The following is a 13,814-nucleotide window of genomic DNA, read 5'->3' on the forward strand; positions in this document are numbered from 1 at the left end:
CAGAGAGTAAGGGAGAGCAAATCTCATTATATTTTTAATTGGTTTTTGGTTTTAATATTCCGCCCAAGCCTCCCCCCGCACTGGCATTTGCGTTAGCGGAGACGCCCGCAGTCAACCCACCGGTAATGCCACCAACGGTGTTAGTCACACCTGCCAGCAACCCGCTATTACTGCCACCGGTGCTGGGAGTCAAGGTCGTGGTAACGCCCGCCAATAAGCCATTCGAACCGCCAGTTGACGCAGGAGGAGTGACCAGACCACCGGCCTTCTCAACTGCCTGCCCGGTGCCTTGTAATACCTGGCCCACGCCCGCTAAGGTTGGCACACTCGTACCCACTTGTGTCCCCGTCGCCGCAACGGTGCCGCCGACCGCGGTCAATAAGTTATTAACCGGCGCGCCAATCCCCGTGGTTCCACCTACGGTTTGCGTAATGTCTTGTACCTGACCCACCACCGGCGTCACTATGCCGGTCGCTGCGGTCGTCAACTTACTGGTGGTACCGGTTTGCAGGTCTTGCGCCAGCCCATTACCAATGGACGTTACCGCACCACCGGTCTTATCCACCAGCCCACCTGCCGTACTAGTAACACCGCCCAATGGTGTATTAGCAGCGATACCTGAGACCGTGCCTCCCAATCCTGAAACACCAGTACCGACATCAGCGACTGCTTTCGGTACACTGGCGGCTGTCGTGCCTAAAGCATTAGGATTATTTCCTAATTGGCCGACGCCATTCTGTAATCCGGTCCCAACCTCACTGACTGCATTACCTGCACTGTCAACCACGGTGACCAAACCACCACCGACGATTGGCAAGCTGCCGACAGGTGTTTGGCTGACAACATCACTGACCGTATTGCCGACACCATCTACGGCGGTACCGACACCACTAACCACATTCCCGACCGCGGAATTATTCGCGGTTGTCCCACCACCGTTATCTGTTCCTCCGCCCGTTCCGCCGCCAGAGCCGCCACCAGAGCCAGTGCCACCATTACCATCGCCGCCACTGCCATCACTACCAGAACCAGTTCCACCGGCGGCCTGACCCGCATTATTCTTCGCAGTATTGTGAGAACCACCACCACTTCCACTACATGCCGCAAGTGAGCTGGCAAGCAATATTACCAAACTGATTGTGCTCAGACGGCTGATATTATTAGGGCTCATAGCATAACCCCCCAGAGAGAACGCCACAGCGGCGTGAAATAACTATAAGAGACACTTATGTTTCACTCAGGTTAAGGTAATGTTTATTTTTTGTTTTAAATGAAAATTTATCGGCTGGATATGTATCATTTTGATAATGCGATAAAACTTTTTCTTATAAAAATCTCTATTTTCTCAATAAAACCCGCACCGATAAACGCAAAAACTTCATCGTTCCGCCATCTCAGCTTAACCCTACTGTCATCAAAAACAGCCAGCATAGCGGTGAGATCACTTACCGGTTATCACTATGACTATCCGCCATCTGCTCGTCCGTTTTGCTACTTCTGTTGCTTCGCTGCGGCTAGAAACGGCCATGAGGGGGATAGCACTGAGAGGGTATATCTACCATGCACTTATCTAGACCACCGACCAGCTACCCCACCCGCTATCAACAAATTGCGGCCCAATTAGAACAGGAATTGCGTGGTGCCTATCGTTGTGGCGATTACCTGCCTTCTGAACAACAACTGGCTGATCGCTATCAAGTTAATCGCCATACCTTGCGTCGGGCAGTGGATGAACTGGTTGAACGTGGCTGGCTACAACGCCGCCAGGGCATCGGCACGCTGGTATTAATGCGCCCGTATGACTATCCACTGCATGCTAATGCTCGCTTTAGCCAGAACTTGCTGGATCAAGGTAGTGACCCCACCAGTGAGCGCTTACTCGCAGTCTTGCGCCCGTGTATAGAGCATGTAGCCAAAGCGCTCTCACTGGCAGAAGGCACCACCGTGATCCATTTACGTACTCTGCGGCGGGTTAATGGCGTACCAGTCTGTGTTATCGATCACTACCTGCCAGACCTGCGCTGGTGGCCTGCTTTACAACAATTCAACTCCGGTTCATTGCATCAATTCATCACCCAGCATTTACAACAACCACTGAGTCGTAGCCAAACCCGCATCAGCGCACGTCGTGCGCAGGCAAAAGAGAGCCGCTTACTCGAGATTGCGACTCATGCGCCGCTGCTCTGTGTGCGAACCTTAAATATCTGTGTTGATAGCCAGCAGGTGGCGGAATACTCCGTCAGCCTGACGCGGGCCGACATGATTGAATTGACGATGGAGCACTGAATGGAAACTCGCCATACCACTCGGCAAAACTGGATGTCGGTGTTAGCCCACTGCCAGCCAGCAGAGTTGCTCGCTCACTGGCAAGCCTTGAATTTATCACCGGAATATCAGGTGATCCGCGCCCCAGAGATAGGTTTAAACCAATTACAGGCCCGGATGGGGGCTACTGGTCGCCGTTTTATCCTTGGTGATATGACCATAACGCGTGCCGTTATCAAGCTTAACGACAGCACGGATATTTATGGTTACAGCTACATTGCCGGGCGTAATAAGCCTCATGCCGAGCTGTGCGCCGTGCTGGATGCCTTGTTACAACTCTCCACCGTCAAGGGTAAACCCGCCGGGTTGAATGAATTATTGCTGAAAACCGTGATTCACCCACTGGCCGCAATACAACAAGAACGGCGGCAATTACGCGCTGATGCTATCACCGCCAGTAAGGTTGATTTCTTCACCTTGGTGCGGGGAGAGGACTGATGAACTTATTAACCCATTTTGAGCATCCGGTGGATGATGCGCAGCACACTTTTCGTCGTATTCTCAAAGCGTTGAGTGAACCGGGCGTGCTGGTAACACTGCCCCATGCTACCGGCTGGCAACCACTGAACCCAGCAACCACCAGTGTTTTGCTCACGCTGGCCGACCAAGAGACGCCACTCTATCTCGACGCAGCACTTAATAGTGACAGCGTGCAACACAATGTGCGTTTTCATACCGGTGCGCCCCTAACGACATGCGGTGATAAATCCTCTTTTTCATTATTTAATAATGAGATAACAGCAGAGCAACTCGCCACCTGCCCGGCAGGTAATGAACTGTCACCGGAACAATCCACTACGGTGGTGATTCAGACCGACAGCCTACACCACGGCATGCCATTACGGTTACGCGGGCCAGGTATTGAACACAGCCGCACTGTTGCACCACACCTGCCCGCCACCGTCTTGAATTATCTGCTTAACCGCCCTGCTGCATTTCCGGCTGGCATCGATTTTCTGTTTACCTGTGGCGAGAACCTGATGGCAATCCCACGAACCACCCATGTGGAGGTGTGCTGATGTACGTTGCAGTCAAAGGGGGCGAAAAAGCGATTGCAGCAGCCCATCAATTGCTGGAACAGCAACGGCGTGGCGACAGCCAGATCCCGGCGATCGATTGTGAGCAAATTGAGCAACAACTCGGTCTGGCGGTTGATCGGGTGATGACCGAAGGGGGCATCTATGATCGCGAGCTGGCTGCACTGGCAATTAAACAAGCCAGCGGCGATTTAGTAGAAGCCATTTTCCTACTACGCGCTTACCGCACAACCTTGCCCCGTTTGGCCGTCAGCCAACCGCTAGCAAGCGAGCATATGCGGCTAGAGCGCCGTATTTCGGCCATTTACAAAGACTTGCCCGGCGGGCAAGTGCTCGGCCCAACCTATGATTACACCCACCGGCTGCTGGATTTTACCCTGCTGGCCGCAGGCGATGCACCGCAAGCGCGCAACGATGGCGAAACATTATCCGATGACTTATTACACAATAACTGTGCCCATGTGTTTGATTTATTAGTTCAAGAGCAACTTGCCCTGACAGAGCAAGATGACGGTACTCCGCCGGAAGATATCACCCGCAATCCCCCCGTTTATCCCTGCAATCGCTCGGCCAGGCTGCAACAATTGGTCCGTGGTGACGAAGGCTTTCTGCTGGCGCTGAGCTATTCCACGCAACGTGGTTATGGCCGCACCCATCCCTTTGCCGCCGAGATCCGCACCGGTCACCTGACCGTTTCAATTCAGCCTGAAGAACTGGGATTTGCTATTGATATCGGCGAAATCTTACTGACCGAATGCGAGATGGTGAATGGCTTTGTCAACCCGGAATCAGAACCTCCGCACTTTACACGTGGTTATGGTCTGGTGTTTGGCCGTGGTGAGCGCAAAGCGATGTCGATGGCGCTGATGGATAGAGCCTTACAAAGCCGCGAATATGACGAAAAGGTCACCAGCCCGGCGCAGGATGAAGAATTCGTGCTCTCCCATGCCGATAATGTCGAAGCCGCGGGGTTTGTTTCTCATCTTAAACTGCCGCATTACGTAGATTTTCAAGCGGAACTGGAATTGCTAAAACGCCTGCGTCGTGAGCACTTACTCGCCTCGCAACAGCCATCCTCTCAAGAACAGGAACCACGCCATGACTGAGGTTCTCACCGGTTATAATCTGGGATACCTGGATGAGCAAACCAAACGGACTTTACGCCGCGCGCTGCTAAAAGCAGTGGCGATCCCCGGTTATCAAGTGCCGTTCGGCGGGCGGGAAATGCCGATGCCTTATGGTTGGGGCACCGGTGGCATTCAATTGACCGCCAGCCTGATTGGCCGCAAAGATGTATTAAAAGTGATCGACCAAGGGGCAGATGACACCACCAATGCTGTCTCTATCCGCCGTTTTTTTCAGCGCGTCAGTGGGGTGACGACCACCGAAAGCACTGTCGATGCCAGCTTGATCCAAACCCGGCATCGCATTCCTGAAACACCACTGAGCGAAGATCAGATCCTTATCTATCAGGTACCGATCCCAGAGCCACTGCGCTTTATCGAACCACGCGAAACCGAAACGCGCAAAATGCATGCGCTGGAAGAATACGGCGTGATGCAGGTAAAACTGTATGAAGATATCGCCCGCTACGGCCATATCGCCACCACCTACGCCTATCCGGTCAAAGTGAACGATCGCTACGTGATGGACCCTTCACCGATCCCAAAATTTGATAACCCCAAAATGCACATGATGCCCGCGCTGCAACTGTTCGGGGCCGGTCGCGAGAAGCGGTTATATGCCCTGCCTCCCTTTACCAAGGTGGAAAGTCTGGATTTCGACGATCACCCATTTACCGTGCAGCAATGGGATGAACCCTGTGCCTTGTGCGGCTCGCGCCACAGCTATCTTGATGAAGTGGTGATGGACGATCAGGGCAGCCGAATGTTTGTCTGTTCTGATACTGATTTTTGCCAGCAGCAACTGGCGGCACAAGAGGTAAATATTCAATGATTTCCGAACAGGTTATTTCATCATCCGCAGCCGCTCACCCACTGCTATCAGTGGAGAATCTCACACACTTGTATGCGCCAGGTAAGGGGTTTAGCAACGTCTCTTTCCAGCTCTATCCCGGTGAAGTATTGGGAATTGTCGGTGAATCCGGCTCTGGCAAAACCACCTTATTAAAATCGATTTCTGCCCGGTTGCCGCCACAGCATGGGCAGGTTATTTACCACTCTGGTGCCCAGCAACCAGTTGATTTATATCAGATGGCTGAAAGTCAGCGCCGCTGTTTACTGCGCACCGAATGGGGGGTGGTCCATCAGCATCCACTGGATGGTTTGCGCCCACAGGTTTCCGCCGGTGGCAATATCGGCGAGCGTCTAATGGCTATTGGCCAGCGCCATTACGGCGACATCCGCCAACAAGCAGGGCGCTGGCTGGAGGATGTCGAGATCCCACTATCACACCTGGATGACTTACCCACTACCTTCTCCGGCGGCATGCAACAACGTCTGCAAATTGCCCGCAATCTGGTGACCCACCCCAAGCTGGTATTTATGGACGAACCGACGGGTGGCCTGGATGTATCAGTACAAGCGCGACTACTGGATTTACTGCGCAATCTGGTGGTGGAAATGCAACTGGCAGTGGTGATTGTCACTCATGATCTCGGTGTGGCCCGGCTATTGGCACACCGGTTGCTGGTGATGAAGGAGGGTCAGGTTATCGAAAGCGGCCTGACCGATCGAGTACTAGACGATCCCCATCATCCCTACACCCAACTATTGGTTTCATCGGTGCTGCAAAACTGACTGTTTTGTCTGTTAACCCGTGAATAGATTAACGAGAGCTCACTATGAATCACCAGCAACGGCCTATCAATCACCCACAACTGAGAGTTGAAAATCTCAGTAAAACCTTCGTACTACACCACCAGCATGGTATTCGCTTACCGGTATTGCATCAAACCTCACTGGAAGTGAGTAGCGGTGAATGTGTGGTATTACACGGCCATTCCGGCAGCGGTAAATCTACTCTGCTACGCTCTTTATATGCCAACTATCTGCCAGACAGCGGGCATATCTGGGTCAAGCATCAGGGGGAATGGCTCGACATTGTGGCAGCACCAGCGCGACAAATTATGGAGGTACGCCGTCATACCGTGGGTTGGGTCAGCCAATTTTTGCGGGTGATCCCACGGATCAGTGCATTAAATGTGGTGATGCAACCGCTACTGGAGCTTGGCGTTGAACGCCATATATGCCAACAGCGCGCGCAGGATCTCCTGACTCGCCTCAATGTTCCACCACGCTTATGGGATCTGGCCCCCTCGACCTTTTCCGGCGGCGAGCAGCAGCGGGTCAATATCGCCCGTGGTTTTATCAAAGATTACCCCATATTGCTGCTTGATGAGCCAACGGCATCGCTCGACAGCACCAATAGCGCGGCAGTCGTTAGCCTGATTGATGAAGCTAAACAGCGAGGGGCCGCCATCATTGGAATTTTCCACGATGAGGCCGTACGTAACCATGTCAGTGATCGCTTACTGGTCATGACGCCCTTTCCCGCCGATGCCAATCCGGAGATACCCGCATGATCCTCAATAACATCAACCTTATTCTTGAAGATCAGGTGGTCAACGGATCGCTCGAAATCAAAAACGGGGTTATCCACAATTACAGTGATCGCCCAACCCAACTCTCTGCCGCCATAGATGGACACCATGGCTGGCTGTTGCCGGGATTGATCGAGCTGCATACCGATAATCTGGACAAGTTTTTTACCCCACGCCCCAACGTTGATTGGCCAGCTCATTCGGCGATGAGCAGCCATGATGCGCTGATGGTTGCCAGTGGGATCACCACCGTGTTGGACGCAGTGGCGATTGGCGATGTGCGCGATGGCGGGCATCGTCTGGATAATCTGCAAAAAATGATTAATGCGGTGGTGGATAGTCAGCGGGCGGGACTGAACCGGGCAGAACACCGGATTCATTTACGTTGTGAATTACCTCATGAAAGTACTCTACCGCTGTTTGAAGAACTGATGATGCAGCCTGAACTGTCATTGGTATCGCTGATGGATCACTCACCAGGCCAGCGTCAATTCGCCTCCCGGGCAAAATATCGTGAGTATTATCAGGGCAAATACCATCTTAATGATCAACAAATGGCAGAGTTTGAGGAAGAGCAAATCACCCTGTCAGCGCGCTGGTCAGCGCCGAATCGAACAGCGATCGCCGATCACTGCTCTCAGCGGGGCATTGCCCTCGCCAGTCACGATGATGCCACGGCGGAACATGTGGCACAATCACAAGCACTGGGCAGTGTGATTGCTGAATTTCCCACCACGGAGGTGGCGGCCAGAGCGTCAAATCAGCATGGTTTACAAGTATTGATGGGCGCGCCAAATATCGTCCGTGGCGGCTCCCATTCAGGCAATGTTGCAGCACACCAACTGGCCGCTATTGGAGTACTGGATATTTTATCGTCTGACTATTACCCAGCCAGCTTGCTGGATGCGGCCTTTCGTATCGCACACGATGCAACCAATAGCTTCACCTTACCGCAAGCGGTTAATTTGGTAACACGTAATCCTGCCAACGCCTTGGGACTACAGGATCGTGGTGTTATTGCCGAAGGTAAACGGGCTGATTTGATACTGGCACGCGCTCATGACAGTGCGCAAAGTAAACATGTTTACGTGCAAAACGTCTGGCGTCAGGGAATACAGGTGTTCTGATGGGGCGCTTAATCTATCTGATGGGGGCATCAGGGGCCGGAAAAGATTGTCTGCTGTCGGCGCTGCGGGCAGCCAATCCGGCAAATATTATCGTGGCACATCGTTATATCACCCGCCAGGCCAATGCCGGGGCGGAAAACCATGTTGCGCTAAGTGAACAGGAGTTTTTACTGCGGGCGGCCCAAGGATTATTCGCGCTGTACTGGCAAGCGCATCAGTATCGCTATGGGATAGGTATTGAGATTGATATCTGGCTACAACACGGGTTAGATGTGGTGGTTAATGGCTCCAGAGCTTATCTGCCAGAGGCACAACAGCGCTATTCCGACCAACTTTTGCCGCTCTGTCTGACGGTTTCTCCGGCTATTTTAGCGCAACGATTGCAACAACGTGGCCGAGAGAACAGTGAACAGATCAATGCACGATTACAACGGGCGCAACACTATCAGCAACAGCTACCGGTTAACTGTTTGCAACTGTCTAATGATGGTGAGCTGCACCACACACTGGGGCAGTTACAACAATTACTGCTAGCTCCCCTAACCAGTAAAGAAATGGGGGATAAAAAATGGAACTGACACTGTTAGGCACCGGTTGCGCCCAGCAGGTGCCGGTATTTGGTTGTGACTGCGTGATTTGTGCTAAAGCCAGAGTGCAGCCCGCATTGGGCCGTAAACCTTGCAGTGCCATGCTGCGATATCAGGGGGAAACCACCTTGATTGATGCCGGATTGCCGACACTGGATCAGCAGTTTACTGCGGGGGAAATTCAGCGTTTTTTGCTTACACATTACCACATGGATCATGTTCAGGGGTTATTTCCGTTACGTTGGGGATGCGGAAATTCGATCCCGATCTACGGACCGCCGGATCCAGACGGCTGTGACGATCTGTTCAAACATCCTGGAATTCTGCATTTTCAGCCGCCGATGGCCGCATTCCAGACCCTCCATTTTGGTGACTTACGGGTCACACCGGTGCCGCTAACCCATTCCAAAATAACCTTCGGCTATTTATTGCAAAGCCCCAGCCGGACCATCGCCTATTTAACCGATACCGTCGGGCTACCCGCTGATAGTGCGCTATTTCTGACCAGCAAAAATATCGATCTGCTGGTGCTGGATTGCAGCCACCCGCCGCAGACGCCGCCGCCACGCAATCACAATGATGTAACCATCGCGTTAGCCATTAAGGATTTGCTAATGCCACAACAGACGTTGCTGACCCATGCCAGCCACCAACTTGATCGATGGTTGCTTGACCACCCATTACCGGCAGAGGTGGCAATCGCCCATGATAATCAGACGATTACCCTATTATGATCAACGCTGCTGCATCTGAGCGGAGGTTAAGATTGTCACGCCCTCTTTCGGCGGCGCAAAAGCCTGATCCAGCATCGCCTGTGCGACATCTTTGCCTTTAATCAAGCGCCACTTATCTGGCAATAAGGCAAACAGAGGCGCGCTCAGGCTCTCCATCAAGCGGGGCTTGTCGCGCTGACCTGCCAGCATTGAGGGCCGGGCAAAAGTAAGTTGTGGCCAGCCCTGAGCCTGTAAGTCACGCTCGGCCTCACCTTTGGTGCGGTTATAAAACACCCATGAGTTGGCATTAGCACCCATCGCGCTTACCAATAGAAAATGCCGTGCGCCCAGCCGCAAGCCGGTTTCACCAGCGGCCAATACCAACCGATAATCCACCAAACGAAATGCCGCCTGGCTGCCAGCTTGCTTACGGGTGGTCCCCAAACAGCAAAAAACCAACTCCACCGGTTGATCCAAGGTTTTCAGCAACTCGCCGATATTTTCACCCTGCGGATTAATCAGTTTATTCATGGCTGGCAAGGGTTTACGGCTAGGTGCAATGATGGATGTCACTCTGGCATCCAAACGTAACAGGCGCAGTAATTCGCCCCCCACCAGGCCACTTGCGCCCAGTAATAATACCTTCGCCATCTGACCTCCTGCCTTCTGGTATTGATGCTAATGCCGCGAAAAAGTGCGGAGACAATTATTGAAATCAATTGTTATGAATAATACATACCAGAGACACTATTACATAGAATCGAAAAATAGCAGTTATCATTAAAACAGGAAATTTATAGTGAAGAGTCTTGCTGCCAATACAGTTTTTTGCCAAAACCAAGGGTATTATTAGTCATCTTGATTTCCAGCAGATTGAGCTGCCAGAGTGGAGCGGATACCACTTTAGCCACCGGAAAGCGGCGGCAGTAGCGCTGGCGGGCGCGGTGTTCCGCATCCCCCGTTAATTCGCTTATCTCTGCGCGGTATTGAATACCTTTAATCAAGGCTACTGTGCGCGGCTGGGTGGCGATGGTGCCGACAACCTGTGGGTTTATCTGCATCAGTTCACCATGTCGGGTGTGCTTTTCTGTCATGATAAATAGCGCCATCTGCGTTTCATCAAATACGTAAAAACAGTTGGCACACCACATATCGATACCACTGCCCGCACACAGCGTCAGTACATGTTGCTGGCGCAGAAAGCGGTTAATACCAAGCAGATCCTCAGGGTTATTCACGTCACTCATTATTCACAACGCCCTCTGGCTTAGAAATAGCCCTGAGTGTACATCAACTATGCCTCTATTAACTTTGACCCAATTAATTCTGCCACAACAGACGATCACGGGATGTCAGGGTTTCCACCGGGAAGGTGGCAAGCACCGCATGATAGCGTTTGGCGTCCATCGGGTAACCCCGGGCGGCCTGTAATAACAACCGCAATGCACTGTCATAGTCGATGCCACGCAAATCGCGGTAGGGCCACAGCTCCGGTTCAGCAATAAACGGTAGCAGATAGTCAATCCCCTGCTGAACATTGCGGCCATCCTGTATCCACTCCCAGCGATCAATTTCAACATGTTCACCGTAGCGACATAGCAGTAGATGGGCTTCCAAATTGAACAACGAGTAATGGAACGGCACGGTGCGTTCCAGCTCCATCCACTGTTTACCATCTTGGGCAATCTGCGCCGCCAACCGTTGGGTGATACCTTGCTGGATAATGGTGGAAACCAGCCCGCGATCGCCATAAAACATCGCATTGGCCGCGCGCTGTACGTCATACCAGGTGCCGTGGTTGTTGTGCCAGACATACTCTGAATGGCCCACTTCGCTGTGGAACATCCAATGGTTAAAATCACGGAACCATTGCTGTAACACCGCAGTATCCTCGGTATCGAGCAGCTTGGCTGGTGATATCAAGCCGAGAGTATCAATCACCATCCACATCAGGCGGGTATCAATCAGGCCGGTACCACGGCCAGAAACGATACCAGGAATGGCCTGCCCGTAATTAAGATGCGGATTCATACGAGTTTTAGCATCTAAAAACCAGCAACGTATCTGCTCGGCGGCCACCTGTGCATAACGGCTATTCCCGGTAAAATAGTAGGCCAGCCCCAGTGTCAGGCAGCGATCACACATTCGTACGATACGTTGAGTATCAGTATCGTCATTCTGACTCTGCGGGTTGGTATGCCCATCGCGGCGCACATAGGGTAAACCATTAGGCTTGCGCGGATTTGGCCACCAATAAGTACCAAAGCTGTAATAGTCGTGAATATCACCACTGACCGGCAATAACTTTTTATCAGTCACACTTTCCGGTGGCTGATCACGCAATATATCGGCTTCACTTAATAACCGGCGTAATGCCGGTTGTAATGGTGAAAAAGGTTGCTGTAATACCGCTTTCGCCTTGATCAGGCAATCTAGATCCAGCGTATACAATTTTATTGGCGTCATAGACGTTTTCATTGGCGTCATGGGTATTTGCTTCCTTATGTAGCCTGACAAGCAACCCGTAAACCGGTGGCAGCATCAAAAATGTGGATACCGGCAAGCTTAGGTTGCAGATAGACCGTCTCCCCTGCATTCACCGCCAAACGCTGTTTGAAAACCGAGGTAAAGCGGCCACCGCCAGTGCTACAAAATAGCTGCATATCCGAGCCGGTATTCTCAATCGCAGTAATGGTCGCTTTCAGTGCACTGGCACTGTGTGTCGCATCTACCACGTTGACCTGCTCTGGCCGAATGGCGTACACCACGCGCTGCCCGTCGCTCAACTGCAAGCCAACAGGCAATGTCAGCAATGAGCCATCTTCCAGTTGTAGCAGGAATTTATCACCCTGTTGCACCACGGAGCCTTTCAATTGATTGATTTCAGGTGATCCAATAAACCCCGCGACGAACAAGTTAGCCGGACGATCATACAAGTCCAATGGCGATCCGACCTGCTCGATGCGCCCTTCGCGCAGTACCACGATCATTTGCCCCATCGTCATCGCTTCTATTTGATCATGGGTGACATAAACAGAGGTGGTTTTCAGCCGCTGATGCAATTCGCGGATCTCACCACGCACCTGAGTACGCAATTTGGCGTCCAGATTCGATAATGGCTCATCAAACAAGAATACCTGTGGGTTACGCACGATAGCCCGCCCCATGGCGACGCGCTGACGCTGACCACCGGACAAATCTTTCGGCAACCGCTCCAAAAGGGCCTGTAAACCCAATAACTCTGCCGTGGTTTCGACTTTGTTATTGATCTCCGCCTTGGACATTTTGGCCATTTTCAGTGCAAAACCCATGTTCTCGCGCACCGTCATCTGTGGATAGAGAGCATAGCTTTGGAACACCATAGCGATATCGCGCATCTTAGGTTCAACGTCGGTGACATCTTTATCATTAATGCCTACCGTGCCGCCGGAAATCTCTTCCAGCCCGGCAATCATACGCAGTAAGGTGGATTTTCCGCAGCCACTCGGGCCAACTAATACGCAGAACTCACCGTCAGGGATTTCCAGCGATACATCGCGGATCACATGGGTGTCACCGTAAGATTTACAGACATTTTTAAGTACAACCGATCCCATTTTGTTTCTCCCTAACCTTTAACCGCGCCAGACATGATCCCGCGATTGAAATGTTTTTGCAGACCCAGATACACGATGATGCTCGGCAGCATCGCCAATAGGGTGATGGCAATAAAGATATTTGGTGTGATGCTCTCGTCGGTACGTAACGTGCCGAGGATCACCGGAATGGTATTCAAACTGTCCTGATTAACGACAATCAGCGGCAACAGATATTGATCCCAAATCATGATAAATCCGAAGGTAACTACCGTACCCAAAGCCGGTTTAACCAGTGGCAGGATCACATGGAAGAAAATTTGCCATTCGCTGGCACCATCAATGCGTGCCGCCTCTTCCAACTCTTTTGGGATAGCAGCCATAAACTCAGTCAAAACAAAGATTGAGAAGGCCCAGCCAACCACCGGTAGGATCATGCCCAAATAGCTGTTGTACAACGAGGAATCGATAATTGGCAGTTGCCAGTTAATGATCATATAGAGCGGAATAGCGATCACCTCTTCCGGCAGCATCATGGTCGACAGGATGATCAAGCTGGTCAGAGAGACTCCGACAAACTTTTTACGCGCCAACGCATAAGCCGCCAGTGCACTGACTGACACCTGTAGAACCGTGCCAAAGAACACCACGATGATCGAGTTCAGCAGATATTGCCAGACGCCGATATCCATCCAGGCAAAAATAAAGTTGTCCCACGAGAACTGATTTGGCCATGCCAACAGCTCACCGGGTTTAACTGGCGCACCGCTGAATGCGGTAGCAATAATGCCCCAGTACGGGCCAACAAATACAATCAGTAACAGACCATAAATTATCCAGCGGCCGATACTGTTCCAACTTTTAGTTTTCATGACCAGTCTCCGGCTC

At 51.9% G+C, this 13,814-nt stretch carries 16 protein-coding genes; 10 read left to right on the top strand and 6 right to left on the bottom strand.

The window, feature by feature from the left end:
- Window positions 1-34 precede the first annotated feature (34 nt).
- Entirely contained in the window at window positions 35-1,171 is a 1,137-nt protein-coding gene (locus A6J66_014035; protein ID PNM25202.1) for a hypothetical protein, read from the bottom strand.
- A gap of 389 nt (window positions 1,172-1,560) precedes the next feature.
- On the opposite strand from A6J66_014035, the gene A6J66_014040 reads away from it, so the two are divergent.
- The 10 genes from A6J66_014040 to A6J66_014085 all read left to right on the top strand — a co-directional run bounded on the left by A6J66_014040 (window position 1,561) and on the right by A6J66_014085 (window position 9,372).
- The gene (locus tag A6J66_014040; GenBank protein ID PNM25203.1) at window positions 1,561-2,286 is read left to right on the top strand and encodes a phosphonate metabolism transcriptional regulator PhnF; all 726 of its coding nucleotides are present in this window, start codon (window positions 1,561-1,563) and stop codon (window positions 2,284-2,286) included.
- On the top strand, window positions 2,287-2,763 hold the full coding sequence (phnG, locus tag A6J66_014045; protein PNM25204.1) for a phosphonate C-P lyase system protein PhnG: 477 nt from the start codon (window positions 2,287-2,289) through the stop codon (window positions 2,761-2,763). It abuts the gene before it with no gap.
- Window positions 2,763-3,344 (top strand): phosphonate C-P lyase system protein PhnH, encoded by a 582-nt coding sequence (locus A6J66_014050; GenBank protein PNM25205.1) that lies wholly within the window; start codon window positions 2,763-2,765, stop codon window positions 3,342-3,344. The genes phnG and A6J66_014050 overlap by 1 nt, the downstream gene beginning before the upstream one ends.
- Entirely contained in the window at window positions 3,344-4,468 is a 1,125-nt protein-coding gene (locus A6J66_014055) for a carbon-phosphorus lyase complex subunit PhnI (protein ID PNM25206.1), read from the top strand. The genes A6J66_014050 and A6J66_014055 overlap by 1 nt, the downstream gene beginning before the upstream one ends.
- Window positions 4,461-5,318, top strand: coding sequence for a carbon-phosphorus lyase complex subunit PhnJ (locus tag A6J66_014060; GenBank protein ID PNM25207.1), 858 nt, complete (start codon window positions 4,461-4,463; stop codon window positions 5,316-5,318). Before A6J66_014055 ends, A6J66_014060 begins: the two co-directional genes overlap by 8 nt.
- Window positions 5,315-6,121, top strand: coding sequence for a phosphonate C-P lyase system protein PhnK (gene phnK, locus A6J66_014065; protein ID PNM25208.1), 807 nt, complete (start codon window positions 5,315-5,317; stop codon window positions 6,119-6,121). Before A6J66_014060 ends, phnK begins: the two co-directional genes overlap by 4 nt.
- A 65-nt stretch (window positions 6,122-6,186) precedes the next feature.
- The gene (phnL, locus tag A6J66_014070) at window positions 6,187-6,906 is read left to right on the top strand and encodes a phosphonate C-P lyase system protein PhnL (protein PNM27018.1); all 720 of its coding nucleotides are present in this window, start codon (window positions 6,187-6,189) and stop codon (window positions 6,904-6,906) included.
- Window positions 6,903-8,051, top strand: coding sequence for an alpha-D-ribose 1-methylphosphonate 5-triphosphate diphosphatase (locus tag A6J66_014075; GenBank protein ID PNM25209.1), 1,149 nt, complete (start codon window positions 6,903-6,905; stop codon window positions 8,049-8,051). Before phnL ends, A6J66_014075 begins: the two co-directional genes overlap by 4 nt.
- The gene (locus tag A6J66_014080; protein ID PNM25210.1) at window positions 8,051-8,629 is read left to right on the top strand and encodes a ribose 1,5-bisphosphokinase; all 579 of its coding nucleotides are present in this window, start codon (window positions 8,051-8,053) and stop codon (window positions 8,627-8,629) included. The genes A6J66_014075 and A6J66_014080 overlap by 1 nt, the downstream gene beginning before the upstream one ends.
- On the top strand, window positions 8,620-9,372 hold the full coding sequence (locus tag A6J66_014085; GenBank protein PNM25211.1) for a phosphonate metabolism protein PhnP: 753 nt from the start codon (window positions 8,620-8,622) through the stop codon (window positions 9,370-9,372). Before A6J66_014080 ends, A6J66_014085 begins: the two co-directional genes overlap by 10 nt.
- Here A6J66_014085 and A6J66_014090 read toward each other — a convergent pair whose 3' ends face one another.
- The 5 genes from A6J66_014090 to A6J66_014110 form a co-directional block, all read right to left on the bottom strand.
- Window positions 9,373-10,002 carry a hypothetical protein gene (locus tag A6J66_014090; GenBank protein ID PNM25212.1) on the bottom strand — a complete coding sequence of 210 codons (630 nt, stop codon included), beginning with the start codon at window positions 10,000-10,002 and terminating at the stop codon, window positions 9,373-9,375.
- A 143-nt stretch (window positions 10,003-10,145) separates the two neighbouring features.
- Window positions 10,146-10,589: a hypothetical protein gene (locus tag A6J66_014095; GenBank protein ID PNM27019.1), complete on the bottom strand. Its 444-nt coding sequence runs from the start codon at window positions 10,587-10,589 to the stop codon at window positions 10,146-10,148.
- A gap of 82 nt (window positions 10,590-10,671) precedes the next feature.
- Window positions 10,672-11,838 (bottom strand): alginate lyase, encoded by a 1,167-nt coding sequence (locus tag A6J66_014100; GenBank protein PNM25213.1) that lies wholly within the window; start codon window positions 11,836-11,838, stop codon window positions 10,672-10,674.
- Window positions 11,839-11,852: 14 nt separating this feature from the next.
- Window positions 11,853-12,947 (bottom strand): ABC transporter ATP-binding protein, encoded by a 1,095-nt coding sequence (locus A6J66_014105; GenBank protein ID PNM25214.1) that lies wholly within the window; start codon window positions 12,945-12,947, stop codon window positions 11,853-11,855.
- An 11-nt stretch (window positions 12,948-12,958) separates the two neighbouring features.
- Window positions 12,959-13,798: a carbohydrate ABC transporter permease gene (locus A6J66_014110; GenBank protein PNM25215.1), complete on the bottom strand. Its 840-nt coding sequence runs from the start codon at window positions 13,796-13,798 to the stop codon at window positions 12,959-12,961.
- Window positions 13,799-13,814: the final 16 nt, after the last annotated feature.

Origin of the sequence: Yersinia enterocolitica, assembly GCA_002082245.2 — a bacterium.
In the GTDB taxonomy this organism is placed as follows: Bacteria; Pseudomonadota; Gammaproteobacteria; order Enterobacterales; family Enterobacteriaceae; genus Yersinia; species Yersinia enterocolitica_E.

What these genes read in the sequence shown, in the direction of transcription:
- A6J66_014035 (PNM25202.1), bottom strand. Translation starts at nt 1,171, where the DNA reads ATGAGCCCTAATAATATCAGCCGTCTGAGCACAATCAGTTTGGTAATA.
- A6J66_014040 (PNM25203.1), top strand. Translation starts at nt 1,561, where the DNA reads ATGCACTTATCTAGACCACCGACCAGCTACCCCACCCGCTATCAACAA.
- phnG (PNM25204.1), top strand. Translation starts at nt 2,287, where the DNA reads ATGGAAACTCGCCATACCACTCGGCAAAACTGGATGTCGGTGTTAGCC.
- A6J66_014050 (PNM25205.1), top strand. Translation starts at nt 2,763, where the DNA reads ATGAACTTATTAACCCATTTTGAGCATCCGGTGGATGATGCGCAGCAC.
- A6J66_014055 (PNM25206.1), top strand. Translation starts at nt 3,344, where the DNA reads ATGTACGTTGCAGTCAAAGGGGGCGAAAAAGCGATTGCAGCAGCCCAT.
- A6J66_014060 (PNM25207.1), top strand. Translation starts at nt 4,461, where the DNA reads ATGACTGAGGTTCTCACCGGTTATAATCTGGGATACCTGGATGAGCAA.
- phnK (PNM25208.1), top strand. Translation starts at nt 5,315, where the DNA reads ATGATTTCCGAACAGGTTATTTCATCATCCGCAGCCGCTCACCCACTG.
- A6J66_014075 (PNM25209.1), top strand. Translation starts at nt 6,903, where the DNA reads ATGATCCTCAATAACATCAACCTTATTCTTGAAGATCAGGTGGTCAAC.
- A6J66_014080 (PNM25210.1), top strand. Translation starts at nt 8,051, where the DNA reads ATGGGGCGCTTAATCTATCTGATGGGGGCATCAGGGGCCGGAAAAGAT.
- A6J66_014085 (PNM25211.1), top strand. Translation starts at nt 8,620, where the DNA reads ATGGAACTGACACTGTTAGGCACCGGTTGCGCCCAGCAGGTGCCGGTA.
- A6J66_014090 (PNM25212.1), bottom strand. Translation starts at nt 10,002, where the DNA reads ATGGCGAAGGTATTATTACTGGGCGCAAGTGGCCTGGTGGGGGGCGAA.
- A6J66_014100 (PNM25213.1), bottom strand. Translation starts at nt 11,838, where the DNA reads ATGACGCCAATGAAAACGTCTATGACGCCAATAAAATTGTATACGCTG.
- A6J66_014105 (PNM25214.1), bottom strand. Translation starts at nt 12,947, where the DNA reads ATGGGATCGGTTGTACTTAAAAATGTCTGTAAATCTTACGGTGACACC.
- A6J66_014110 (PNM25215.1), bottom strand. Translation starts at nt 13,798, where the DNA reads ATGAAAACTAAAAGTTGGAACAGTATCGGCCGCTGGATAATTTATGGT.